Annotated in this window: 22 protein-coding genes and 2 tRNA genes; 13 read left to right on the top strand and 11 right to left on the bottom strand. The window is 61.2% G+C overall.

Features of this window, described 5'->3' with window-relative positions; genetic code table 11:
* Position 1: 1 nt before the first annotated feature.
* The 5 genes from ACZ1JW_RS15355 to ACZ1JW_RS15375 all read left to right on the top strand — a co-directional run bounded on the left by ACZ1JW_RS15355 (position 2) and on the right by ACZ1JW_RS15375 (position 5,524).
* The gene (locus ACZ1JW_RS15355) at positions 2–151 is read left to right on the top strand and encodes a hypothetical protein (RefSeq protein ID WP_465125929.1); all 150 of its coding nucleotides are present in this window, start codon (positions 2–4) and stop codon (positions 149–151) included.
* On the top strand, positions 148–2,049 hold the full coding sequence (locus tag ACZ1JW_RS15360; protein ID WP_465141211.1) for a hypothetical protein: 1,902 nt from the start codon (positions 148–150) through the stop codon (positions 2,047–2,049). The genes ACZ1JW_RS15355 and ACZ1JW_RS15360 overlap by 4 nt, the downstream gene beginning before the upstream one ends.
* A 46-nt stretch (positions 2,050–2,095) precedes the next feature.
* Positions 2,096–2,935 (top strand): tyrosine recombinase, encoded by an 840-nt coding sequence (locus ACZ1JW_RS15365; protein WP_465142789.1) that lies wholly within the window; start codon positions 2,096–2,098, stop codon positions 2,933–2,935.
* 32 nt (positions 2,936–2,967) lie between these two features.
* On the top strand, positions 2,968–3,912 hold the full coding sequence (locus ACZ1JW_RS15370; protein ID WP_465125926.1) for an acetyl-CoA carboxylase carboxyltransferase subunit alpha: 945 nt from the start codon (positions 2,968–2,970) through the stop codon (positions 3,910–3,912).
* Between the two features lie 130 nt (positions 3,913–4,042).
* A complete protein-coding gene (locus tag ACZ1JW_RS15375; RefSeq protein WP_465141212.1) occupies positions 4,043–5,524 on the top strand; it encodes a M48 family metalloprotease in 1,482 nt (493 codons plus the stop codon).
* Between the two features lie 104 nt (positions 5,525–5,628).
* On the opposite strand, the gene ACZ1JW_RS15380 is transcribed toward ACZ1JW_RS15375, so the two are convergent.
* Both ACZ1JW_RS15380 and ACZ1JW_RS15385 read right to left on the bottom strand, forming a co-directional pair.
* Positions 5,629–5,808 (bottom strand): Flp family type IVb pilin, encoded by a 180-nt coding sequence (locus ACZ1JW_RS15380; protein WP_465141213.1) that lies wholly within the window; start codon positions 5,806–5,808, stop codon positions 5,629–5,631.
* A gap of 100 nt (positions 5,809–5,908) precedes the next feature.
* Positions 5,909–6,091, bottom strand: a complete 183-nt coding sequence (locus tag ACZ1JW_RS15385) for a Flp family type IVb pilin (protein ID WP_465141214.1) — start codon at positions 6,089–6,091, stop codon at positions 5,909–5,911.
* Between the two features lie 60 nt (positions 6,092–6,151).
* On the opposite strand from ACZ1JW_RS15385, the gene ACZ1JW_RS15390 reads away from it, so the two are divergent.
* From ACZ1JW_RS15390 to ACZ1JW_RS15410, 5 genes are all read left to right on the top strand, one after another.
* On the top strand, positions 6,152–6,616 hold the full coding sequence (locus ACZ1JW_RS15390) for a (deoxy)nucleoside triphosphate pyrophosphohydrolase (protein ID WP_465141215.1): 465 nt from the start codon (positions 6,152–6,154) through the stop codon (positions 6,614–6,616).
* Between the two features lie 15 nt (positions 6,617–6,631).
* Positions 6,632–6,708: transfer RNA gene (locus ACZ1JW_RS15395), tRNA-Arg, on the top strand.
* A gap of 62 nt (positions 6,709–6,770) precedes the next feature.
* Positions 6,771–6,847: transfer RNA gene (locus ACZ1JW_RS15400), tRNA-Arg, on the top strand.
* A 231-nt stretch (positions 6,848–7,078) separates the two neighbouring features.
* A complete protein-coding gene (gene pdhA, locus ACZ1JW_RS15405) occupies positions 7,079–8,218 on the top strand; it encodes a pyruvate dehydrogenase (acetyl-transferring) E1 component subunit alpha (protein ID WP_465141216.1) in 1,140 nt (379 codons plus the stop codon).
* A 1-nt stretch (position 8,219) separates the two neighbouring features.
* On the top strand, positions 8,220–9,602 hold the full coding sequence (locus ACZ1JW_RS15410; protein WP_465141217.1) for a pyruvate dehydrogenase complex E1 component subunit beta: 1,383 nt from the start codon (positions 8,220–8,222) through the stop codon (positions 9,600–9,602).
* A 56-nt stretch (positions 9,603–9,658) separates the two neighbouring features.
* Here ACZ1JW_RS15410 and ACZ1JW_RS15415 read toward each other — a convergent pair whose 3' ends face one another.
* The 6 genes from ACZ1JW_RS15415 to ACZ1JW_RS15440 form a co-directional block, all read right to left on the bottom strand.
* Positions 9,659–10,336 carry a TadE/TadG family type IV pilus assembly protein gene (locus tag ACZ1JW_RS15415; protein ID WP_465141218.1) on the bottom strand — a complete coding sequence of 226 codons (678 nt, stop codon included), beginning with the start codon at positions 10,334–10,336 and terminating at the stop codon, positions 9,659–9,661.
* The gene (locus ACZ1JW_RS15420; protein ID WP_465125920.1) at positions 10,333–10,929 is read right to left on the bottom strand and encodes a TadE/TadG family type IV pilus assembly protein; all 597 of its coding nucleotides are present in this window, start codon (positions 10,927–10,929) and stop codon (positions 10,333–10,335) included. The genes ACZ1JW_RS15415 and ACZ1JW_RS15420 overlap by 4 nt, the downstream gene beginning before the upstream one ends.
* Positions 10,926–12,848 carry a pilus assembly protein TadG-related protein gene (locus ACZ1JW_RS15425; protein ID WP_465141219.1) on the bottom strand — a complete coding sequence of 641 codons (1,923 nt, stop codon included), beginning with the start codon at positions 12,846–12,848 and terminating at the stop codon, positions 10,926–10,928. The genes ACZ1JW_RS15420 and ACZ1JW_RS15425 overlap by 4 nt, the downstream gene beginning before the upstream one ends.
* 151 nt (positions 12,849–12,999) lie before the next feature.
* Complete coding sequence (locus ACZ1JW_RS15430) at positions 13,000–13,452, bottom strand: TadE/TadG family type IV pilus assembly protein (RefSeq protein WP_465141220.1); 453 nt, start codon at positions 13,450–13,452, stop codon at positions 13,000–13,002.
* Complete coding sequence (locus ACZ1JW_RS15435; RefSeq protein ID WP_465141221.1) at positions 13,449–13,925, bottom strand: TadE/TadG family type IV pilus assembly protein; 477 nt, start codon at positions 13,923–13,925, stop codon at positions 13,449–13,451. The genes ACZ1JW_RS15430 and ACZ1JW_RS15435 overlap by 4 nt, the downstream gene beginning before the upstream one ends.
* Positions 13,922–15,541 carry a pilus assembly protein TadG-related protein gene (locus ACZ1JW_RS15440; RefSeq protein WP_465141222.1) on the bottom strand — a complete coding sequence of 540 codons (1,620 nt, stop codon included), beginning with the start codon at positions 15,539–15,541 and terminating at the stop codon, positions 13,922–13,924. Before ACZ1JW_RS15440 ends, ACZ1JW_RS15435 begins: the two co-directional genes overlap by 4 nt.
* A gap of 145 nt (positions 15,542–15,686) precedes the next feature.
* Here ACZ1JW_RS15440 and ACZ1JW_RS15445 point away from each other — a divergent pair, with 145 nt between their 5' ends.
* Entirely contained in the window at positions 15,687–16,274 is a 588-nt protein-coding gene (locus ACZ1JW_RS15445; protein WP_465141223.1) for a hypothetical protein, read from the top strand.
* A 78-nt stretch (positions 16,275–16,352) separates the two neighbouring features.
* Entirely contained in the window at positions 16,353–16,829 is a 477-nt protein-coding gene (locus ACZ1JW_RS15450; protein WP_465141224.1) for an EF-hand domain-containing protein, read from the top strand.
* A gap of 6 nt (positions 16,830–16,835) precedes the next feature.
* Here the strand turns inward: ACZ1JW_RS15450 and trmFO are convergent, their stop codons facing one another.
* Complete coding sequence (gene trmFO / locus ACZ1JW_RS15455; RefSeq protein ID WP_465141225.1) at positions 16,836–18,203, bottom strand: methylenetetrahydrofolate--tRNA-(uracil(54)-C(5))-methyltransferase (FADH(2)-oxidizing) TrmFO; 1,368 nt, start codon at positions 18,201–18,203, stop codon at positions 16,836–16,838.
* Positions 18,204–18,310: 107 nt separating this feature from the next.
* On the opposite strand from trmFO, the gene ACZ1JW_RS15460 reads away from it, so the two are divergent.
* Positions 18,311–18,937: a lysoplasmalogenase family protein gene (locus ACZ1JW_RS15460; protein WP_465141226.1), complete on the top strand. Its 627-nt coding sequence runs from the start codon at positions 18,311–18,313 to the stop codon at positions 18,935–18,937.
* Here ACZ1JW_RS15460 and ACZ1JW_RS15465 read toward each other — a convergent pair.
* Together ACZ1JW_RS15465 and gyrA are read right to left on the bottom strand one after the other, a co-directional pair.
* A complete protein-coding gene (locus ACZ1JW_RS15465; RefSeq protein WP_465141227.1) occupies positions 18,915–19,268 on the bottom strand; it encodes a DUF952 domain-containing protein in 354 nt (117 codons plus the stop codon). The two genes, ACZ1JW_RS15460 and ACZ1JW_RS15465, sit on opposite strands and share 23 nt — an antisense overlap.
* Positions 19,265–21,994: a DNA gyrase subunit A gene (gene gyrA, locus ACZ1JW_RS15470; RefSeq protein WP_465141228.1), complete on the bottom strand. Its 2,730-nt coding sequence runs from the start codon at positions 21,992–21,994 to the stop codon at positions 19,265–19,267. Before gyrA ends, ACZ1JW_RS15465 begins: the two co-directional genes overlap by 4 nt.
* Positions 21,995–22,214 lie beyond the last annotated feature (220 nt).

The following is a 22,214-nucleotide window of genomic DNA, read 5'->3' on the forward strand; positions in this document are numbered from 1 at the left end:
AATGAAGAAGATCGTCGTGGCTGCGGGAATCGTGGTGGCCGCAGTTCTTGCAGTGGCATGGATCAGGGGTGGAACGCAGCCGATGCAGTGGATCGAACAGCCGGTATCCAGTCCGCAAGGTCCGATCTCGGGCGGAGGTAGCGGGCAGTGAAGGGCACGACGAAGAGTCGAGCGCTGCTGTTTGCCGGCGTTGCCGCGCTCGCTTCGCTGTCGGGTACGCTGCTGGCGCAGGAATCGCTGCTGCCGCCGGGTTTCGATAATCCGCCAGCCCAATCGAGGCCTGCGCAACCCCGCCCGGCAACGCCAGCACCTGCACGCAGTTCGACACCAACGGCAGCGGCTCGTCCCGCGGCATCGCAACCTGCTGCGCCGAGCGCGACAGCATCGCCGGTCGTCCAGCCTTTGCCCGTGGGCGAGGCCGTACCGGTGTCGAGTGGCGGCATCAGCGACCAGGCCCTGCTTGATTCGCTCGATCCGGCACTGCTGGCCAAGCTGATAGATTCCGCGCGGCCCAAGTCGGATATTCCGCCTGCAGGCCGACGCAGCCTCGATGTGGTGGGCGTGATCGACGAGCGCGACGGTGGCTTCCCGGCCGTGTCGACGCACTATCTCAACGGGCAGTTCGTTGAAGGCATCGTCACCAGGATGCGCGGGCGCTTCGTCTCTCGCTGGGGTCACATCCTGGCGCGGCGTGCTCTGGCCAGCCGCCTTGCCACACCGGTTGGCATGAACGGGGCAGACTGGGCAGCAATGCGCGCGCAGTTGCTGCTGCGCATGGGCGAGGCTGATGCGGCGCGTGCAATGGTCCAGTCGGTGGATAGTGGCAACTTCACGCGCAGCCTCGAAGACGCAGCCATGGCGAGCTTCATTGCCACCGCCGATCCGGTTGGTCTTTGCCCGATCACGGCGCTGACCGCGGCCGGACGCGCCGGGTGGGACTGGGACCTTGTCCGTGCGATTTGCTCATCGTTCAGCGATGAAGGATCCACCTCGATGGCCCAGCTCGACAAGGCTTTGCGCCGGGGGAACGGGACGAAGATCGACATCCTGCTCGCGCAGAAGTTCGCGGGGGCGGCAACGAATGCGCGCCGCGCGGTGAAGATCGAATGGGACGAGGTCGATGCGCTGACACCGTGGAGCATCGGCATGTCCTTTGCCACCGGGCTTGAGCCGCCGGAAAGCCTTCGTGCAAAGGCTGGCGCACAGTACGCCTTGCTGGCCTCGCGCGCGCCCATGCTGCCACTGGCTTCGCGCGCCGCATCGGCAGATGTTGCCGGTGCGCGTGGCGTGCTGTCGAGCGAGGCGATGATAGATCTCTACAGTCAGCTTTACGCGCAGCGGGACGTCGACGGCGGGGAGACTGCGGCGGATGATTGGACCCTGCGGGCAGAAAAGCTGCGTACGGCCTATGTTGCCGCTGCAGAGGATGACAGGCTGGACGCAATTCGCGCCTTGTGGGGCGACGGCAGCGACCCCGACAAGGCCTATTCCGGCCTGGTCCTCACCTCGCATGCCGCAGCGCGTATCCTGCCGAACGAGGGGCTATCCGACAGCGCGGCTTCGCTGATTTCATCGATGCTCACGGCAGGGCTCGATCGCAATGCGCTGAAATGGGCACCATACTGTCCCGTCGGCAGCGAGGCCTGGGGCCTGCTGGTGCTGGCCAATCCGGGCCGTGCCACCAGGGTCGGCAACGAAGGCCTGAATGCCTTTGCCGATGATGACGATTCGGATGGGGCAATTCGGTCACGGTTCCTGCTGGCCGGCATGATGGGCCTGGAACGTGTCGATCCCGCTGCGGCCCGCGATTTTGCCGGCAAGCTCGAAGTGGACTTCAACCGGCAGACGCGGTGGACCCGGGCGATCGACGCTGCTGCCGCTTCGAACAATCAGGGCCTTGTCGCTCTGCTCGCCGCTTTTGGCATGCAGGGAAATGGCTGGGACCGGATGACCCCGGTCCACCTCTTCCATATCGTATCTGCTCTGCATCGGGTCGGGCTCGATGCCGAAGCCCGGATGATCGCGGCCGAGGCCGTAGCGCGCGTCTGATGTCGTGAAGGCAAAGGCGGAACCTGCGGTTGAGAGCTTCCTGGCGATGCTCGCAGCGCAAAGGGGTGCTGCTGCCAACACACTTGCCGCCTACCGGCGTGACCTCGCAGGCGCCGCGGAGGCCATCGGGCCTCTGGCCTCAGCCACGCGCGACGATATCGGGCGTCTTGCGACAGCATGGGCCGAACTCGCCCCCTCATCCTTGGCGCGCAAGGCGTCGGCCCTGCGCCAGTTCTACGGCTTTCTCGTCGACGAAGGTGCGCGAAGCGACGACCCTTCGCCGGCCCTGCCAAGACCAAGGGCGCGCCGTCCCTTGCCGCGCCTGCTCGGGCATCAGGAAATCGCCGATCTCTTCGCCATCGCAGAGCAGGACGCCAGCTCGGGCACGCCGGAGGGCCTGCGCATGCTGGCGCTACTGGAACTGCTCTACGGCTCGGGCCTTCGCGCCACCGAACTGGTGTCGCTGCCGCTCAGCGCGGTCCCGCGCGATGCTCCCTTCCTCACCATCACCGGCAAGGGAGGGACACAGCGCATGGTGCCGGTCTCCGCCCGCGCAACGCGCGCTCTTGCCGACTGGCTCGCGGCAAGGGGGAAGGGCGGGCGGTTCGTATTCCCTTCGCCGCGAGGCGGACATCTGTCGCGAGTGAGGCTGTTCCAGCTCTTGCGTGACCTGGCGCTTCGTGCCGGGCTCGATCCGGAAAAGGTCAGTCCCCACGTGCTCAGGCACGCCTTTGCCACGCACCTGCTCGAAGGCGGCGCCGATCTGCGCGTGCTGCAGACTCTGCTGGGTCACGCGGACATTGCCACGACCCAGATCTACACGCACGTCGATGCAGCGCGCCTCGTGACGCTCGTCAACGAGCGTCATCCGCTCGCTCGGAGTTGACCGGAACGGTTCTCGCGCCTAGCGGAAAAGCCATGATCTCCTATCTTGAGTTCGAAAAGCCGGTCGCCGCGCTGGAAGCCCGCATCGCCGAACTGCGCGAGACCGCGCAAGGTGGCGACATCGACATTTCGTCCGAAATCCGTCGGCTGGAAAACAAGTCGGCCGAACTGCTTGCCAGCACCTATCGGGCCCTGACGCCATGGCAGAAGACGCAGGTCGCCCGCCATCCCGCGCGCCCCCACTTCAAGGACTACGTGGAGAAGATCTTCACGGATTTCATGCCTTTGGGGGGCGATCGCCTTTATGGCGAGGATCAGGCCATCGTCGGTGGCTTCGCCAGGCTGAACGGTCGCCGCGTGATGCTGATAGGGCATGAGAAGGGCAACGACACCCAGAGCCGCATCCGCCACAACTTCGGCATGGGCAAGCCTGAAGGGTATCGCAAGGCGATCCGTCTGATGGAGATGGCCAGCCGATTCGGACTTCCGGTCGTGACCCTGGTCGATACCTCGGGCGCGTTTCCCGGCGTCGAAGCCGAGGAGCGCGGGCAGGCCGAGGCAATTGCACGTTCGACAGAGGCCTGTCTTGCACTGGGCGTGCCGATGGTCGCCAGCATCGTCGGTGAAGGTGGTTCGGGTGGCGCAGTGGCGCTTGCAAGTGCCGAACGCGTCCTGATGTTCGAGCATGCCGTCTATTCGGTGATTTCGCCCGAGGGTTGCGCTTCAATCCTTTGGCGCACGGCGGAAAAGGCTGCCGACGCTGCCGAGGCCATGAAGGTCACGGCGCAGGACTTGCTGTCTCTCGGCGTTATCGACCGCATCGTGCGCGAACCGGTAGGCGGTGCCCATCGCGACCCTGCAGCCGCATGCGCAGCGCTGGGCAAGGCAATCGCCGAGGAACTCGACGCCTTGACCGGTAAGCCTGCCGACGAACTGCGAAATCTCCGGGCAGAACGTTTCCTCCGTATCGGTGCCTGAGACCGCGCGCCGTCTGGCGCTCGGGAACCGGATTTGCGACAAGACAGTTTCGCTGGTGGAATATCCCACCAGCCATTCTGGAGCGTGATCGGCAGATCGCGCCAATCATCGCAGTTACCGGGAGACGCAGATGCCTTTTGCCCGTCGTTCACGTGCCACATTCCTGACCGTCTCGGTCCTCGCGCTTTCCGCTCTGCCTGCTTGCGTCAGCCAGACCGGCAGTCCGGCAAATGCGCAAGGTTCGGTGCAGGCGATCAGCGCGGCTGACAAGAAGCAGGGTTCCGAAGCTCATCCGCAACTGCTGCAGGAGTTCGGCGGAGCGCTGACCGGACCGCAGGCGACCTATGTCGAATCGGTCGGCAAGACGATTGCCACGCAATCGGGCCTGAGCAACGCGCGGGGAGACTTCACCGTCACTCTGCTCAATTCGCCTGTGAACAACGCTTTCGCCATTCCCGGAGGATATGTCTACGTCACGCGGCAGCTGGCGGCCCTCATGAACAACGAGGCAGAACTTGCCGGTGTTCTCGGGCATGAAGTGGGCCACGTCGCCGCTCGACACGCAGCCAAGCGCCAGAGTGCCGCCACCCGCAATTCCCTGCTGGGCGCGCTTGGGACCATCCTGTCGGGAGCGCTGCTGGGCAACGGTGCGCTGGGCCAGATTGGTCAGCAGATCTTCTCCACTGGCAGCCAGTTGCTCACTCTCAAGTATTCGCGCGGGCAGGAAACCGAAGCAGACAACCTTGGCATCACCTACCTCCAGAGGGCAGGTTACGATCCAAGAGCAATGTCGACCGTATTGCAGAGTCTGGCGAATCAGAACGCTCTGGATGCCAGCGTGAAAGGAACGTCGAATCAGGTTCCCGAATGGGCCAGCACGCATCCCGATCCCGCGTCACGCGTTCGCGCAGCTCTTGCTCGTGCAGGATCGACGACAGGCAGAACGAATCGTGATGCATTTCTGTCGGGGATCAACGGCCTGACTTATGGCGATGATCCCGCACAGGGCATTGTTGACGGTTCGAAATTCACCCATCCGGTTCTTCGCCTCGCATTTCAGGCACCAAACGGCTTCTATCTCGTCAATGGAACACGGGCGGTTTCCATCTCGGGGCAGAGCGGGAAGGGCGAGTTCGCCAGCGCAAGCTACAGTGGCAATCTGGAAAGCTATGTCCGGTCTGTGTTTGCCGGACTTTCCAGTGAGCAGCAACTCGCTCCCACTATGATCGAGCGTACCACGGTCAACGGGCTTCCTGCCGTTTACGGCACAGCGCGCGCCAACAGCGGAAACGGCCAGGTCGATATCGTGGTGTATGCCTATGAGTTCGGACCGCAACAGGCCTATCACTTCGCAACAATCAGCCAGGCTGGTCTGGCTTCGCAGTTTGATTCGATGTTCAGGTCGATTCGCCGGATCAATTCAACAGAGGCTTCTGCCGTGAAACCGCGCAAGCTGTCGGTCGTCACTGTAAAGTCAGGCGACACTGTGTCGACGCTGTCGCAGCGCATGGCATTCACCGACAAGTCTCTGGAACGCTTCCTGGTTCTCAATGGCCTGTCTTCAACGAGCCGCCTGTCGCCCGGTCAGAAGGTCAAGCTCGTCGTTTACTGATGCCCTGCGCGCCACTGGCGCCCGTGCATCATTGCATCACTGGTGCAGACAGCAAAAAGGCGGGTGCTTTCGCACCCGCCTTCGCGTTCGTTCAGAACTTAGCCTTAGGCGTTGGCCGGGCTGTTCTGCATCTTGCCTGCAACGCCGTTGAAGGTGTTGCCGAGCGAGCCACCGAGCGAGGTCATCGCGCCGATCGCGGCAACGGCGACGAGAGCGGCGATCAGGCCGTATTCGATTGCGGTGGCGCCGTCTTCGTTGGCGAACAGGTCACGGAAAAGCTTCATGGTCGGTCTCCTAGAGTGTTGGTCTTCTTCTTCCCGTCTCACTCCATTTTGTCCCCGGAGCGAGCATTCGTAGTGGTACGCATCAAAACCTAAGAAGCCGTTAATTGCTCTGCACCTTGTCGGAGGTGCTGTTGTCGACGTTGAGGTACATGTTGTACATCGCGTCTCCGAACGACTTCATGCCAAAGGTTGCGGCAAGACCGATCAACGAGATCAGCAAGCCGTATTCAATGGCTGTGGCACCGCGATCGTTGCGGAAGAATTTTCGAAGAAAGGTCTTCATGTTCGTTCCCAAAGACTGCGGCATCTATGGTTTTACGGTGGGTTCCCTAAGAAAGAGTTGATGGTTCGCGCGGACATGGAAAATTCATCGACAGTGCGGATCGTGGTGGCGTTGGCATTGCTGGATTCGTCGGGCAGGGTCCTCATGCAGCAACGCCCCCAAAACAAGGCGCACGGCGGGCTGTGGGAGTTTCCCGGTGGCAAGGTCGAACTTGGCGAGACGTGTGAATCGGCAACTGTAAGGGAAATCGACGAGGAGCTTGGGATCGTCGTTGAACCCGCTGATCTCTTTCCGGTTTCCTTTGCAAGTGAGGCACTTGTGCATGACAAGCGGCCAATTCTCCTGCTGCTTTACGGCACACTGAAATGGTCAGGTGCTGCCCAAGCTCTCGAGGCAGGTTCGGAGATCCGGTGGGTGGGGCGCGACGAACTCCTGCAGCTGCCGATGCCTCCCCTCGACGTGCCTTTGGCGCATGCCATCATTCCTATGCTTGAAGGGCTTGCCAAAGCTGAAACAGCCCCCTAAAGGCGCGTCTCCCAAGCACCCGTAGCTCAGCTGGATAGAGCATCAGACTACGAATCTGAGGGTCGGACGTTCGAATCGTTCCGGGTGCGCCATTCCCTTTCGGGAGTGATTCGGGAAGGAAATGCACCGAGGTGCGTTTCGCACATGATGGTGAGCACCCGTAGCTCAGCTGGATAGAGCATCAGACTACGAATCTGAGGGTCGGACGTTCGAATCGTTCCGGGTGCGCCATCATAAAATGCCGAAAAGGCCCGCCATTGTGCGGGCCTTTTTCGTTGGTGCGCGATGGAACTTGGTTGCGACCGCGAACTGGAAACCAGATTGGTTCGCGCAATTTGCATAGGTATCCGCAAAAGGTTCGTCTTGAGCGAACGGCGTTGCGAACGGAGCGCGGTCAGGTATAGGCTCTCACAGCGTTCCGACCCTACGGAACCCGAGGCTGCCAGAAAAGGAAACCCAGACTTGGCAAAGTCCCCGAGGCCCAGAGCCACAGCATCTGCCGTAAAGCCTGCTGCGAAGCGCGCCGCAAGACCCGCTCCCGCAGCCGAGCCGATCATCGCTTCCGACGTTGCCGAGGAAGCCGCATTCGCATTGCGAAGCCTTCAGCAGGCGCACGCCAACAACAAGCGCTATGACGCGAGCGATGAAGAACTCCTGAAGTTCTACGAGCAGATGGTGCTGATTCGCCGCTTCGAGGAGAAGGCGGGTCAGCTCTACGGCCTCGGTCTGATCGGCGGCTTCTGCCATCTCTACATTGGTCAGGAAGCGGTCGCGGTCGGGTTGCAGTCGGCCCTACAGGAAGGCCACGACAGCGTGATCACCGGCTATCGTGACCACGGCCACATGCTGGCCTATGGCATCGATCCCAAGGTGATCATGGCCGAACTGACCGGGCGCGGTGCGGGCATCAGTCGCGGCAAGGGCGGCTCGATGCACATGTTCAGCACCGAGCACAAGTTTTACGGCGGCCACGGCATCGTTGGCGCGCAGGTACCGTTGGGGGCAGGGCTTGCCTTTGCTCACAAGTACCGGAACGACGGCGGCGTCTGCATGGCCTACTTTGGCGATGGCGCCTCGAACCAGGGCCAGGTCTACGAAACCTTCAACATGGCCGCGCTCTGGAAGCTGCCGATCATCTTCGTGGTCGAGAACAACGGCTATGCCATGGGCACCGCGGTAAAGCGCGGCTCGGCCGAGACGCACTTCTACCGTCGCGGCACGGCGTTCCGCATTCCCGGCATGGACGTCAACGGCATGGACGTGCTCGAAGTCCGTCAGGCTGCCGAAGTTGCGCTCGAATATGTCCGTGCTGGCAACGGCCCGGTGCTGATGGAGCTCAAGACCTATCGCTATCGCGGCCACTCGATGTCCGACCCTGCCAAGTATCGCAGCCGCGAGGAAGTGCAGGAGATGCGCGACAATCACGATCCGATCGAGGGCGCGAAGGCTGAACTGCTCAAGCGCGGCGTGACCGAGGACAAGATCAAGGACATCGACAAGCGCATTCGCCAGGTCGTTGCCGAGGCAGCGGACTTCGCCGAAACTTCGCCCGAGCCCGAGGTGGCCGAACTTTATACCGATGTGCTGGTGGAGACCTATTGAGATGGCCATCGAACTGAAGATGCCCGCGCTCTCCCCGACGATGGAGGAGGGCACGCTCGCCAAGTGGCTGGTCAAGGCCGGCGACGAAGTGAAGTCCGGCGATATCCTCGCCGAAATCGAGACCGATAAGGCAACGATGGAATTCGAAGCCATCGACGAAGGCACCATTGGCGAGATCCTCGTCGCCGAAGGGACCGAAGGCGTGAAGGTCGGCACCGTGATCGCCACGATCAAGGGCGATGACGACGCTGCAACCCCGGCACCCGCACCGGCACCGGCGGCCGCGCCTGTTGCCGAAGCTTCTCCTGCCGGGCTCGACGCCAAGGCCAAGGCCGCTGCGTCGATCGCTCCCAAGTCTGACGCCAAGCCTGCCGCCGATCCGGAACTGCCAGCTGGCACCACCATGGTCCCGACCACGGTTCGCGAAGCGCTGCGCGACGCCATGGCCGAGGAAATGCGTGCCGACGACCGCGTCTTCGTCATGGGCGAGGAAGTTGCCGAGTATCAGGGCGCCTACAAGGTCACGCAAGGCCTGCTCGAAGAGTTCGGCCCGCAGCGCGTGATCGATACGCCGATCACCGAGTATGGCTTTGCCGGCATCGGCGCGGGCGCAGCCATGGGCGGCCTGCGTCCTGTGATCGAGTTCATGACGTTCAACTTCGCCATGCAGGCGATCGACCACATCATCAACTCGGCCGCCAAGACCAACTACATGTCCGGCGGCCAGATGCGCTGCCCCATCGTGTTCCGTGGTCCCAACGGTGCCGCCAGCCGTGTCGGCGCGCAGCACTCGCAGAACTACGGTCCGTGGTATGCCAGCGTGCCCGGCCTCGTCGTCATCGCGCCTTATGACAGCGCCGATGCCAAGGGCCTGCTCCGTGCCGCGATCCGCAGCGAGGACCCGGTCGTGTTCCTCGAGAACGAACTGGTCTACGGCCGCACCTTCGACGTTCCCGCGATTGACGATTTTGTCCTGCCCATCGGCAAGGCGCGCATCGTCCGTCCGGGCAAGGACGTGACCATCGTGTCCTACTCGATCGGCGTCGGCTTCGCGCTCGAAGCGGCAGAACAGCTCGCCGCCGAAGGCATCGACGCCGAAGTGATCGACCTGCGCACGCTGCGGCCGCTCGACAAGGAAACCGTCCTGGCCTCGCTCGCCAAGACCAACCGCCTGGTCGTCGCAGAAGAGGGCTTCCCGGTCTGCTCCATCGCCTCCGAAATCATCGCCATCTGCATGGAAGAAGGCTTCGACCACCTCGACGCGCCTGTACTTCGTGTATGTGACGAGGACGTGCCGCTGCCCTACGCCGCCAACCTTGAGAAGCTGGCGCTGATTGACGCCAGCAAGATCGCCGCGACAATCCGCAAGGTATGCTATCGCTGATCGCGAAGGGTTATCTGGGCAAAGAGGGCGTCGGAGGGATCCGGCGCCCTTTTTTGTCAGGTGGCGTAGCCGGTGAAGACGTTGCAGCTTGCGATGGTATCTGGTGTGGCTGAATTGCGCTGATAGATTTGCGTGAGATCGCGGTCATCACGGACATTGAAGGTCGCAGTCGTGCGGATGACAGCATCGGGAACAAACCGGGCGCTCACCAGGGGCTGGTAGGCGTACTCGATCTCGACGAAGATCACGGCATCTCCAGGAGCTGCGCTGACTTCCTCGCCCGCAGGTCCCATGCCCTCAAGGGAACCATCAAGGCCCGCGCCTTCGCCACCGTATGACGACTGGAAGTTGCGTTTGCCCTTGCAGCGCTGCCAATGGATGTACTGGGTGTCTTCGGTTCCTGGCACGACTTCGAGGCTGCTGATGACCACACGTCCGTGCTCGAACAGGTCAAGTTTGCCGGACTGGATCTTTGCACCAACCAGAAGATCGTTGATGTCACTCTCATAGATCTTGAGATCTTCCAGCATCGAGACGTCGCCGATGCGCGATCCGTTGTCGGCGAGCTGCATCGCAAGCTGGCTTATGCGCATGTGCGTGATGGCCAGATTGCCAAGTTCGGCGCCCCAAAGGCCAAGCGTCAAGACAAGTGGCGCACCCAACGCCATCTCGACGGCTGCTACGCCAGACTGGCTCCGCTTCAGATGCGCGAGCACTTTCCGCCAGGACATCATGCGCAGTTCCCCAGTTTGGCAAGGCTCTTCTGCATGTCGTAGGGCTGGTTCCGCAGCACGGTACTGGCACTGTTCGTCACCGTTTCAGACATGCCGATCAACGATGCCATCGGGAACTTGCGCGTGTACGTCATGGTGACGGTGTAGAGGACGGCATCGCGTGCACCGCCGAGACCGGCAGCCCCTCGGTCGCGGTCCCACGTTCCACTTCCATTTGCGTCTTCGTAAGGCTCCCCGGCATCACAAGCGCCGTTGCCATTGCTGTCCGTGAAGTCTTCGGGAAGGCCCACGTCCGTGAAGTTGGCATAGGCCTTCCGGGAGAACACGAGATTGGCATCGGGAACCACGGGATGGATTTCGGTTGCTACCGCGTTGTCGATGGAAGCAAGCGTCCCTGCAGCACCTTCCACCGTGGAACTGCGCGCGGCGCGCTGGAGCGCGCCTTGCAGCATCGTGTTGGCATAAACCGAGAAACCCATGTCGAAGAGCCCCATGAGGAGCAACACGAGCAGCGGGGAGATGAGCGCAAACTCGACTGCAGTTGCGCCTTTCCGATCAGCCAGCAGGATAGAGATAGCGGTCCTCAAGGTCATATCGCGAGCCTCAGGTCACCGATGGACTTGGCAATCTTGCGAAAGGAGGATTGCAGTTCTGCCGAATTGCTTGCCTTGAAGTAGTGGCCGGCTCCGGCACACTGGGTCATGATCGGATTGAGGTCGGTCCCGAAAGCGACAAACCAGACGGTGACGTTCTTCTTTTTCGCTTCTTCACAGACAAACGAGAAGCGCTTCTCGATCGTTTCTGTCAGTGACAGCGGCGACGAGGGGGACCAGCGCCGCTGCGAAATCGGCTCCACGCCGTAGGAGCTGTAGCTGATATCCAGCGAGGAGGTCTGCCCATCGGTGAGGAAGATCAGGTGTCGGCTGGTCCTTTGTCTGGACGAGACATCGGCATTCTCGCTGGCGAACAGACCGGTCGGCGAAAGCAGGCGGGCGGCCCAGATCATCCCGATATCGTGATAGGTGCTTCCAGCAGCGACCAGGCTGTCGATATAGGCATCATAGTCGGCCTTCGCCCAAACCTGCAGCTTGCGAGCGGCGGCAGGGCAGGCTGCGAAGCCTGCGGGGCCCGGCGAAATGAACTCGCTGTTGGTCGTTACTTCAGCGGTGGTAAAGCTGCCCGTGCCATTCCAGAGTCGCGAACGCTCGTAGATCATGTTGGGGTACATCGGACGCCATTGGGTGTCCGTGTCGCCAAGAGTGGGAACGCGGTCTATGTCGAGGTCCAGTGCGCGGTCGAGGTCGACATTGTCGTAGTCGCCGATCTCGTAGGTAGAACGCTCTTCGATGCAGCCGTTCGATGCCGTGCGCCAATCGCTCGTATCGCGCACGACGTCCTTGTAGAGCCATGAACTCCCGCTCGCGAGTGTCGGCTCGGTGATGTACTTGTACGTGTCAACGTAGTTGGCAAACGTCGTGGTCGAGAGCGTGCAGGTCGTACCCGAACGGCTGACCGAGTACGTGTCGCCATTGCGTGTGCGATTGTAGGTGTACGTCGTCTTGGTTCCATCGGGATTCGTGACTGTCTCGGTGACGGTGGACACAAGCGCCGTCGATGACGTCAATGTGTTGGACGGTCGGCTGCAGGTGTAACCGCCCGTGCCGTCTGGCGTGGCAGCGAAAGTAGATTTGGTAGTGTAGTACGTGCCAGATACCGGGGAAACAGCGCTGTAATACCCGTAGAGTCCGCCGGAAGAGCTGGTGCCGACGAGCGTCCTGGAGGGATAGCTCCACTGGGAAACGACCCATTCGTCCTTGAGCAGGGCACCGACATTGACGTTGGTGGAGTAGGGCACGAAGCCGTAGCGGATACGGCTCTGCGGTTGTCGGGTCGCTTCCATGGTGGCGTAGAAGTCCTTCACGACGGACTTCAGCACTGAAATCTTCGGCGAGGTATCGTCGGGATTGCTCTCCGCCATCGAACCGGTGACGTCGAGCGCCATCATGATGTCGGTGTTGGGAATGCTCAGCTCGGCCCGGCAGTTCACCGAGATATCGATCTGTTCCTTTCCGAAGAACTGCATGATTTCGGTGGGCAGGATCACCGACGCCGTTCCGCCGACGGACTGGTCCTCTTCGAGTGTCATTTCGAAGTTGCGATCGACCGAATTGTAGATGCCATCTGCAAAGTTTGCGTTGAAGAAGCGGTTACCCTTGGTGAGGACAGCCGCTCCGTCGACATCCGGATCGAAGTTGGTGATTGCGCCAAGCTCCTTTCGGGCACCCAGAACGCCTGCGTCGCAGGCCTGCTGGAGGCGTGATTCAACCAGATAGGCCCGGCCCATGTCGATGCTCGAGCCCACAAGGGCCAGCAGTGGCACGATCGAGAAAGCCAGAATCATCAGGGCATTGCCGGACGATTCCCTTGCCAGTGCGCGCAGGCAGGCCGCAACTGCGCGCGCGCGCGACCAACGCGAGTTTCTGGCAGCAGCAAGGCGCAGGTCTGACGACATAGGCCAACCCTTAAGTGAAAACCCCTAAGAATGAGGAAAACACTTATCGTAAAAATGGAGATAAATTCAGTGAGACAGGCACGTTTTGAACGCCAATTATGGTTAATATTCTAACGATCGCCCAAGCAACGTAGATATAGCGGGGCAATATCTATGTCGCTTGGACCAATATCAGCGGCTGTCTGTAAGTGATCGGAAATTCATCTACACCGATGAAGGAAAGCACAGTCGGGACGCTATAGGTCATCGTAACCGACTTCTCGATTGTGCCTGTAATGCGCGGCGTCGCAACGCTCGTCACACTCAGTGCCAGTCTGGAGCTAACGAGGTTGTACGGGTTTTTGATGGCAATCGAGCGCATATGGTAGCGAATCTGATCGTTCGACAGTTCGTTGCCGGTCTGGTAATTCACGACCGCGTAGCGCATCACGTCCGATCCGATTGAACGCATCGCATTATAGTTCTGCATGCCGATACCGATCTGGAAAACGCCGAGCATTAGCGCCATGATCGTAGGTGCGAGCAGTGCAAACTCGGTGATAACCGAGCCTTCTGTCTGGCGCAGGATATGCCGCAGGAAATGGGCAGTTCTGAAGGTCTTCATGCCTTGGTCTTCTGCCCATAGAGGATATAGCGGTTCACCCGCAGCGCGATTGTCGATCCGACGCCGAATTCGGTCCAGATCGGGACATAATCGTCTCTCACCGTCACCTGCACGTAACGCGAGACGTTGTCGCCAGTTGCACAAGTGCTTTCAAGAACGACATATTCCGCCGATGAGTTGCAACGATAGGCTGCAGCCACGGTAATTTGGTCTGCAGTCAGCCCTGTCGTGGTTGCTACGACGTTCTTGAGCGTCGTCAGTTCATCTGTCGTGTCGGGATCGGTCGCAAGCGCGATCGACTCGGCCACGGTCATTGCACTTTGCAGTTCGCTTTGCCGCGCAACCAGGCTGCTGACCTGATAGGCCCCGAGACTCATCAACACCATCAGCGGCGTGATAATGGCGGTTTCGACCGCCATTGCCCCCCGGATATCCGCCAGGATCAAACGCAGAGAGGGCACGAGAAAGCTCATACCACCAGTTTCACCTTGCTCACTTCACGCGCAACGATCGTATCCTCAGACATTCCTGGCGGGCAGAACGAGGTCATGTTCGCGGTGCCGGTAATCGTGATTGTATTTGCAGCGATCATCAGGCACTGGCTTGTAACCTTTGCCGTACCGGTGAAATCAATGCCGCTATTCGGAAGATAGATCGTACCGTTCAGTACCGTTGCGGCATCGCCGTTAATCTTGCTGCGGTCAGTACCTGTAGAAGCGCGATCTTCGAAGACCAGCATGCCCGCCAGCGCGTTGGCCTGATCCGTCGGAACCCCGCGGTTGACCAGATCCGAAGCTTGAATTGCGGTCAGGTTGATATTCGAACCGCCGTTGATCTTGATGTAGGCACCGTTCTTGAGCACGAACATGACGCCACTGCCAACGACCGAATACTGGCCGCTGATTTCGACCCCGCCGCCGTCAATGATGTAGACACCCGGAGCAAACGAGGTCGCGCAGGAAACCTTGATCCCGCCGGTGTAGGTTCCGGGCTGGACCGAAGCGAGGTCGGCGGTCGTCGTCTTGCTAATGTTCGAGTAGGTTGTGGCGACGACTGTCTCCATCTTTTCCCAGACTATGTTGTTACCCGAGCCATTGTTTGTCTGGGTCCACGCAACCGTCGTCTGATAGGTGGTGCCCGCAATCACCGTCTCTTCAACGATGACGTAGCTGTCATTCGACTCCGTGCTGTAGGCCTTTTTGGCGTTCTTGTTATCGTTGACCTGCGTGGTCGCGGTCTGCCATGTGGCGCCTCTCCAGTAGGTATAGGTCACCGAGGTTTTCTTGTTGCGGTCTGCGCGTGTGGTCGTTGTTCCCTTGACGCAGTAATAGGACCTCGCAACCTGGCTTTCCGTGGGATTTGGCGCCGAAACACTGGCAAAGGGATCGAAGAGCCCTTCGAGGTAATCATGAACCTCGTCGTCGGTATGAAGATTGAACCAGTCGTCGATGCCACCGCGCGAAAGTACCCAGCCTGCATCGATGTCGGGGTTGCCGTCGACAAGGACCGAGGAGTCCGACGTGGACAGCGCTGCAATGCCGCACTTGGCCTTCAGTACCGAAGTACCACCGATCGTCACGGCGCCGCTGTCATCTTCGTCAAGTGCGATCAGGCACGAGGTGAACGAACTGCCTGCGGTGTAAGCAGCCTGCGCATAGGCGGTCACAGTCGTGCCCTTGCCGGTCAGGAAACTCGAGAAGGGAAGGGTGTCTCTGACAGATGCGCTAACCGTGACGCTGTTGTTGCTGCCACCAGCGTAGTTCGACAACGTCACCGTGGGCGGGGCGACGGTCAGGTCCTTTGTGATAGAGAGGTTCGCATTGAACTCTTGAAGCGCGCGGGCGCTGTAATTGGGCCGGGTGGCGCTTTGCGTTCTCGCCCAGGCACCTGCAAGGGCTGCCTGGTCCACTGCAAACTGCAATTCACGCTTCCACATATACCATTGCGCGGTATCGACAGCGAGACCGGCACCACCGATGAAAGCCGGCATGCCAATCGCTACAAGCAGCGTTGCATTGCCGCTGGTGTGGCGGGCAAGGCGCTTGAAGAAGTCACGCAACCTGACCAAAGATCGAAATGCTTTAAGCATCCTGCTAGCGTCTTTTCACCTTGCCAGTGGCGTCCGAAGCCTGATCGGCGCGACTCGTTCATTAGTTCGTCGTGGTAAGTTCATCTTGAAGCCATCTGGTTGACGGGCCGTTAAAGATTAGGGGAATGATACAGGTGTCGCGGTAATGCAGGATAAACCATCGGAAGCCCCCGAAATGCTTGATCCGGCACAGCGTCTGGCGCTGGTCTACGCGCCCAGCACTGCGCGGCCAGCGTGGCTGGCACTCTTCCTGTTTGAAAGGCGACTGGCTGAAACCGCGCGACCGGGTCGTGAACCTTTAATGATTCAGCTCAGGCTTTCATGGTGGCGTGATCGGCTTGGCGAGCCCTCTTCCGCCTGGCCGGTCAGTGAGCCGGTTCTGGGTAACCTGAAAGCCTGGAACGAGATGCATCGCGAGCTCGTCTGTCTTGTTGATGGATGGGAAGCGCTTGTGGTTGCGGAGGACGGCGGGACCGAACTCGCGAAGGCCCGCGTGGAGTCGCTTGTCGCGCTCGCACGTCTGCTCGGGGTCGATGATGCTGATTCCGTAAGGGAAGCGGCTCGCCAGTTCGTCGATCCGTCGACTGCATCAGGGTTTTCCTCAGCGCTGCCCCGCGCGATGCGGCCGCTAGCGGTGTTGCGCGCAATGGCTCGCCGTGAAGCGCACGGTGGCACGCCAACGCCGTTGCGCGATCTGGGACGGGTCATGTGGGCCGGGCTCCTCGGTCGCTGACTTCACGCCAAACTGGCACCATCTCAGGCTGCTCACGCTCGAAGGCACGGCTAGACCAAGTGCGCGGAGGCGGTGGCGATGGTGCGTGGTTTGCTTGGCGGTCTGGCGGCGCTGATGCTTGTCGCTGCGGGGATATTCTGGTGGCAGGGAAGGGCACAATCCGTATCGGGCGAGGCGTTGCCTGCGCTTGATATCGAGGACGCTTCAGCTGGCGAACCGGAGGATCTGCCCAGTGCCGATGTCGATGGCCTGATGGGGGCCGAGCCGCCGGCGGCAACGGTGGTTGGCAAGGAAACGCGGCGGTTCAATCTGGTCGACAAGGATCGTGACAACCGGATCAGCCGCACCGAAATGCTGAGCCAGCGCGCGAAGGCCTTTCGCAAGCTCGACAAGGACGGCAACAACCTGCTGACCTTCGAGGAGTGGGCATTCGCCACGGTCGACAAGTTCAAGGCAGCCGATGGCAACAGCGATCTCTTCCTGACGCGTCAGGAGTTTGCGACGACCCGCCCGAAGGACAAGCCCAAGCCGAAGCAGAAGTGCTCGTGCAATTAAGCCGCGTCAGGGCAGGGACGTGATCCAGGCGGCCATGTCTGCCTTTGCTCGCTCGGTATAGGCTTCCTTGCGTGCCTTCTTCTTCACATCGTGCAGTGGCGGGAAAAGGCCGAAGTTCACGTTCATCGGCTGATAGCTCTCAGCTTCGGCATCGCCTGTGATGTGGGCGAGCAATGCGCCGAGGGCAGTGGTGCGCGGCGGGGGCGACCATTGCCGGCCCGCGATCTGTGCTGCGGCCATGAGCCCTGCCAGCATACCCACTGAACCGCTCTCGACATAGCCCTCGCAACCGGTGATCTGCCCGGCGAAGCGGATGTGGGGCGCGGACTTCAGTCGCAGCTGGCGATCGAGCAGCGTTGGCGAATTGAGGAAGGTGTTGCGGTGCAGGCCGCCCAGGCGCGCGAACTCCGCGTTCTCTAGCCCCGGAATCGTCCGGAACACGCGGACCTGCTCGGCATGCTTGAGTTTGGTCTGGAAGCCGACCATGTTCCACAAGGTGCCGAGCTTGTTGTCCTGACGCAGTTGGACGACCGCATAGGGCCAGCGACCGTTGGGATGCTCTGGCGTTGCCCAGTGCGGGTTGTCGAGGCCGACCGGCTTCATCGGTCCGAACCGCAGTGTTTCGACACCCCGTGCGGCCATCACTTCCACGGGCATGCAGCCGTCGAAGTAGGGCGTGTTCGCTTCCCACTCCTTGAACTCTGTCTTGTCGCCCGCCAGCAGTTCCTCGCGAAATGCAAGGTACTGCTCCTTGTTCATGGGGCAGTTGATGTAGTCCCGCCCGTCGCCACCCATGGCCAGCGAGGCTTCCGCCCCCTTGTCCCAGCGCGAGGCCATCCAGGCAACGTCCATGTTGATCGAGTCCCGATAGACGATCGGCGCAATCGCATCGAAGAAGGCGAGACTGTCGGCCCCGGTCGCCGAGCCGATGCTGTTGGCCAACGAGGGCGCGGTCAGCGGTCCGGTGGCGACGATGGTCAGCCCCTCGGTCGGAAGAGCGTCCACGCGCTCCCGCACGATCTCGAGCGTTGGTTGGGCACGCAGGGCTGCTTCGACTTCAGCGGAAAAGACATCCCGATCCACTGCGAGAGCAGATCCGGCGGGGACACGCGCCTTGGCAGCGGCGGCCATCAGCAGGCTGTCGCACTGCCGCATCTCGTAGTGCAGCAGACCGACAGCGTTCTTCTCATCATCGTCCGAGCGGAAAGAATTTGAGCAGACGAGCTCGGCCAGGCCGTCGCTGTTGTGTGCCGGCGTCGTGTCGCCACTGCCGCGCATTTCGGAGAGACGTACTTGAATGCCGCGTCGGGCCAGTTGCCAGGCCGCTTCGCTGCCGGCCATGCCGCCGCCGATGATGTGTACCTGATGGGTCATGTCGCAGCCCTTGGCATTGCCGCGCCGCTGCGGCAAGACCGTCCGCAGTGCAGGAGGGAAGGGGACGCGTGGCAGAACGTGGATTGATAGAAAAGCGCCCATGGCTCTTGGCCAGCCTTGTCGCAGGCACAAGCTACTGGCTCGCATCGAAGAGTCATGTTCCCGGCCTGTGGCTGATCGCGTGGAAGAGCGCTGGCGTGGCTTTGCTCGCCGCCTATGCCTGGGCGCACCACCCTTCTCGCAATGCGCACTTGATCGCGCTGGTCATGGCACTCGGCGCGATTGGCGACGTGGTTCTGGAATTGAATTTTGCTTTGGGAGCCGTGGCGTTCCTGCTCGGTCATTTGGCGGCAATCTCGCTCTACCTCCGCTTCCGTCGGGAGCGCCCAAGTCCAAGCCAGAAGGCCGCGGCGATCGTAACGCTGCTGGCTGTTCCGCTGATATCGTTGCAGCTAACAGGTCAGACCCAAGTTGCGATCTATGCGCTGAGCCTGTCCGGTATGGCGGCAGCAGCATGGTTCAGCAGCTTTCCCCGCTACCGCGTCGGCCTCGGCGCGATGATGTTCGTCGTTTCAGACCTGCTGATCTTTGCACGCATGGGGCCACTGGCAGGTAGCCCGGTTCCGGAACTGCTGATCTGGCCACTGTACTATTTCGGCCAGTTCCTAATCTGCATCGGCGTGATCTCTACTCTCCGTGCGAGAGGTGAGTTCAACTCGCCACAGGCAACCTGATGCGGCCGTTCAGATCCCGTTCAAGCGGACCATAGGCAATGGCGGCGTTCAGCGGCAAGTCTGCGTAAATGTGCGGGAACAGCTGACCGCCTCGCGATGGCTCCCATTTCACCGCATCACCAAGCACGGCGAGATCGACTGCCACGACGTGCAGATCAGTCTGCCCGGCAAAGTGCTTGTCGACAGTCTCGGTCAGTTGCGCTTCGGTCGAAAGGTGAATGTAGCCATCCGCAAGATCGATCGGCGCGCCGCTGAACACGCCATCGGTTTCCAACTGCGCCATCTGCGGCGCCGTCAGCACCTTGTAGGCAATGAACAGAACATCGCTCATTCGCTGACGGTGCCTTCGCCTTCAGCCGTATCGACCGTCTCGTCCTCGGAACCCTCTTCTTCCGCAAGGCGCACGGCGCTGACCACGTGTTCGTCGCCGGAAACGTTGAACAAGCGGACGCCTGCCGAGCCACGACCGATCACGCGCAGTGTCGTCAGCGGCAGACGGATGAGCTTGGCCTGATCGGTCACCAGCATGAGCTGATCTGCCTGCGTTGCCGGGAAGCTCGCTACCACAGGGCCGTTGCGGGCGATGTTGTCGATATTGGTGATGCCCTGACCGCCGCGGCCGGTCCGCCGGTATTCATAGGCAGAGGAGAGCTTGCCATAGCCGTTTGCACAAACCGTGAGGATGAACTGCTCGCGCGAGGCGAGTTCTGCCATCCGCTCGGCAGGAGTCGAAGGCTCGCCTTCCTTTTCGCCCTTCCAAGGCGCGAAGCGCAGGTAATCTTCACGTTCTTCCGGACTCGCTCCAACGCGGTGCAGGATCGAGAGCGAAATCACCTCGTCGTCGCCCTTGAGCGTCATGCCGCGCACACCAGTCGAGGTGCGGCTGGTAAACTCGCGCACTTCGTCGCCTGCGAAGCGGATGGCCTTGCCCGAGCGGGTCGCCAGCAGAACGTCGTCGCTGGCTTCGAGCAGCGCGACGCCGATCAGGCGATCTTCGCTGTCCTCTTCGAACTTCATCGCGAACTTGCCGTTCGACGGGATGTTGGCGAAGGCGTCCATCGAGTTGCGACGGACATTGCCCTTTGCCGTAGCGAATACCACCGAGAGCTTGCCCCACTCTGCTTCGTCCTCGGGCAGCGGCAGTACGGTGGCGATGGTCTCGCCCTGATCGAGCGCCGGCAACAAGTTGATGACCGGCCGGCCGCGCGTGGTCGGTCCACCTTCGGGCAGGCGCCACACCTTCAGACGATAGACCTTGCCCGCCGTCGAGAAGAACAGCACGGGCGTATGAGTGCTGGTGACGAACATTGTCGCCACGGCATCTTCGTCCTTCGTCGCCATGCCCGAGCGGCCCTTGCCACCACGGTTCTGCGCGCGGAATGTGGAGAGCGGGGTACGCTTGATGTAGCCATCGAGGGTAATGGTCACGACCATGTCCTCGCGCTCGATCAGATCCTCGTCCTCGATACCATCGGCGGCTGGCGCAATTTCCGAGAGGCGCGGCGTGGCAAAGGCCTGTCGCACCGCAGCCAGTTCGTCGCGCATCACGCCATAGAGCTTCACGCGGTCGGACAGGATCTCGAGCAGCTCTGCAATCGTGCGAGCCAGGCCTTCGAGTTCCTCGCCAATCTCGTCACGGCCGAGCGCTGTGAGGCGATGCAGGCGCAGGTCGAGGATTGCGCGCACCTGCACTTCGGACAGACGATAGGTTGCGGAGTCGACCGAACCCATGTCCTCAATGGCCTCGACCAGCCTGATGTATGGCGCGATCTCACCCATCGGCCATTCGCGCGAAAGTAACGCTTCGCGGGCAATCGACGGGTTAGAAGAGCCGCGAATGATGCGCACGACTTCGTCGAGGTTGGTGACTGCGATGACAAGGCCGAGCAGGATATGGGCCCGGTCGCGCGCCTTGTTGAGCTCGAACTTGGTGCGGCGGGTGATCACTTCCTCGCGGAAGCGGACGAAGGCCTCGATGATGTCCTTGAGGTTGAGCACTTCCGGCCGACCACCACGGATCGCCAGCATGTTGGCGGGGAAGCTCGATTGCGCAGGCGTATTGCGCCAGATCTGGTTCAATACGACTTCAGGCGTCGCATCGCGCTTGAGATCGATAACGACGCGCACGCCTTCGCGGTTGGACTCATCGCGGATATCCGAGATGCCCTCGATCCGCTTGTCCTTGGCGGCTTCAGCGATCTTTTCCACCAGACCGGACTTGCCGACCTGATAGGGAATGCTGGTCAGCACGATCGAGCGGCGGTCACCGCGCGTTTCCTCGATCTGGTGGCGTGCCCGCATGATGATCGAGCCGCGGCCTTCGTGATAGGCCTTGCGTGCGCCGGAAAGACCCAGGATCAGCGGCGCTGTCGGGAAGTCCGGCCCCGGAATGATCTGGATCAGTTCGTCGATCGTGATCAGCGGGTTTTCGATGTAGGCGAGGCACGCATCGATCACTTCGCCAAGGTTGTGCGGCGGAATGTTCGTGGCCATGCCGACAGCGATGCCGCCCGCACCATTGACCAGCAGGTTGGGGAAACGGGCAGGCAGGACCTGGGGTTCATGCTCCGAACCGTCGTAGTTCGGGATGAAGTCGACCGTGTCCTTCTCGATATCGGCCAGCAGCGAATCCGCGACCTTGGCAAGGCGCGCTTCGGTGTAGCGCATGGACGCCGGCGGATCGGGGTCCATCGATCCGAAGTTGCCCTGACCGTCGATCAGCGGAAGCCGCATCGACCAATCCTGCGTCATTCGCGCCAGTGCGTCGTAGATCGCGCTGTCGCCGTGCGGGTGATACTTGCCCATGCAATCGCCGACGATACGCGCGGACTTGCGATAGGCCTTGGTGGAGACGAACCCGTTCTCGTGGCTGGTCCACAGGATGCGACGATGGACCGGCTTCAAGCCATCGCGCACGTCGGGGAGCGCGCGGCTGACGATCACGCTCATCGCGTAATCGAGATAGCTTGTCTTCATCTCGTCGACGATGTCGATCCGCTGGAACTCACCTTCGGGCGAGGGGGCAGGGGGGTCGATGATCGTGGTGTCGTCGCTCACGGGAACAGCTTTTCGTTATAGAGACAAAGGGTGGAGTCCGGCCCTAGGACAATTGCCGTTCGATAGCCAGCAAGAGGGGGCCAATCGCCCGGAAACCTCTATGGTTTTCCACACCTGCGACCAAGTGCATGAATATTGGGACAAGGTGCCATTCAATCGTGGTTCACCGTGAAAAGGATAGCGCACAAACCGTTGCCAAGGGCCCAATTCCGCGCCACTA

Source organism: Novosphingobium sp. BL-A-28-Hi1-0D (assembly GCF_055521755.1).

Bases quoted from the DNA above. Each gene is read 5' to 3' on its own strand.
- ACZ1JW_RS15355 (WP_465125929.1), top strand. From the start codon at position 2: ATGAAGAAGATCGTCGTGGCTGCGGGAATCGTGGTGGCCGCAGTTCTT.
- ACZ1JW_RS15365 (WP_465142789.1), top strand. From the start codon at position 2,096: ATGCTCGCAGCGCAAAGGGGTGCTGCTGCCAACACACTTGCCGCCTAC.
- ACZ1JW_RS15370 (WP_465125926.1), top strand. From the start codon at position 2,968: ATGATCTCCTATCTTGAGTTCGAAAAGCCGGTCGCCGCGCTGGAAGCC.
- ACZ1JW_RS15375 (WP_465141212.1), top strand. From the start codon at position 4,043: ATGCCTTTTGCCCGTCGTTCACGTGCCACATTCCTGACCGTCTCGGTC.
- ACZ1JW_RS15380 (WP_465141213.1), bottom strand. From the start codon at position 5,808: ATGAAGCTTTTCCGTGACCTGTTCGCCAACGAAGACGGCGCCACCGCA.
- ACZ1JW_RS15385 (WP_465141214.1), bottom strand. From the start codon at position 6,091: ATGAAGACCTTTCTTCGAAAATTCTTCCGCAACGATCGCGGTGCCACA.
- ACZ1JW_RS15390 (WP_465141215.1), top strand. From the start codon at position 6,152: ATGGTTCGCGCGGACATGGAAAATTCATCGACAGTGCGGATCGTGGTG.
- ACZ1JW_RS15410 (WP_465141217.1), top strand. From the start codon at position 8,220: ATGGCCATCGAACTGAAGATGCCCGCGCTCTCCCCGACGATGGAGGAG.
- ACZ1JW_RS15415 (WP_465141218.1), bottom strand. From the start codon at position 10,336: ATGATGTCCTGGCGGAAAGTGCTCGCGCATCTGAAGCGGAGCCAGTCT.
- ACZ1JW_RS15420 (WP_465125920.1), bottom strand. From the start codon at position 10,929: ATGACCTTGAGGACCGCTATCTCTATCCTGCTGGCTGATCGGAAAGGC.
- ACZ1JW_RS15425 (WP_465141219.1), bottom strand. From the start codon at position 12,848: ATGTCGTCAGACCTGCGCCTTGCTGCTGCCAGAAACTCGCGTTGGTCG.
- ACZ1JW_RS15430 (WP_465141220.1), bottom strand. From the start codon at position 13,452: ATGAAGACCTTCAGAACTGCCCATTTCCTGCGGCATATCCTGCGCCAG.
- ACZ1JW_RS15435 (WP_465141221.1), bottom strand. From the start codon at position 13,925: ATGAGCTTTCTCGTGCCCTCTCTGCGTTTGATCCTGGCGGATATCCGG.
- ACZ1JW_RS15440 (WP_465141222.1), bottom strand. From the start codon at position 15,541: ATGCTTAAAGCATTTCGATCTTTGGTCAGGTTGCGTGACTTCTTCAAG.
- ACZ1JW_RS15445 (WP_465141223.1), top strand. From the start codon at position 15,687: ATGCAGGATAAACCATCGGAAGCCCCCGAAATGCTTGATCCGGCACAG.
- ACZ1JW_RS15450 (WP_465141224.1), top strand. From the start codon at position 16,353: ATGGTGCGTGGTTTGCTTGGCGGTCTGGCGGCGCTGATGCTTGTCGCT.
- trmFO (WP_465141225.1), bottom strand. From the start codon at position 18,203: ATGACCCATCAGGTACACATCATCGGCGGCGGCATGGCCGGCAGCGAA.
- ACZ1JW_RS15465 (WP_465141227.1), bottom strand. From the start codon at position 19,268: ATGAGCGATGTTCTGTTCATTGCCTACAAGGTGCTGACGGCGCCGCAG.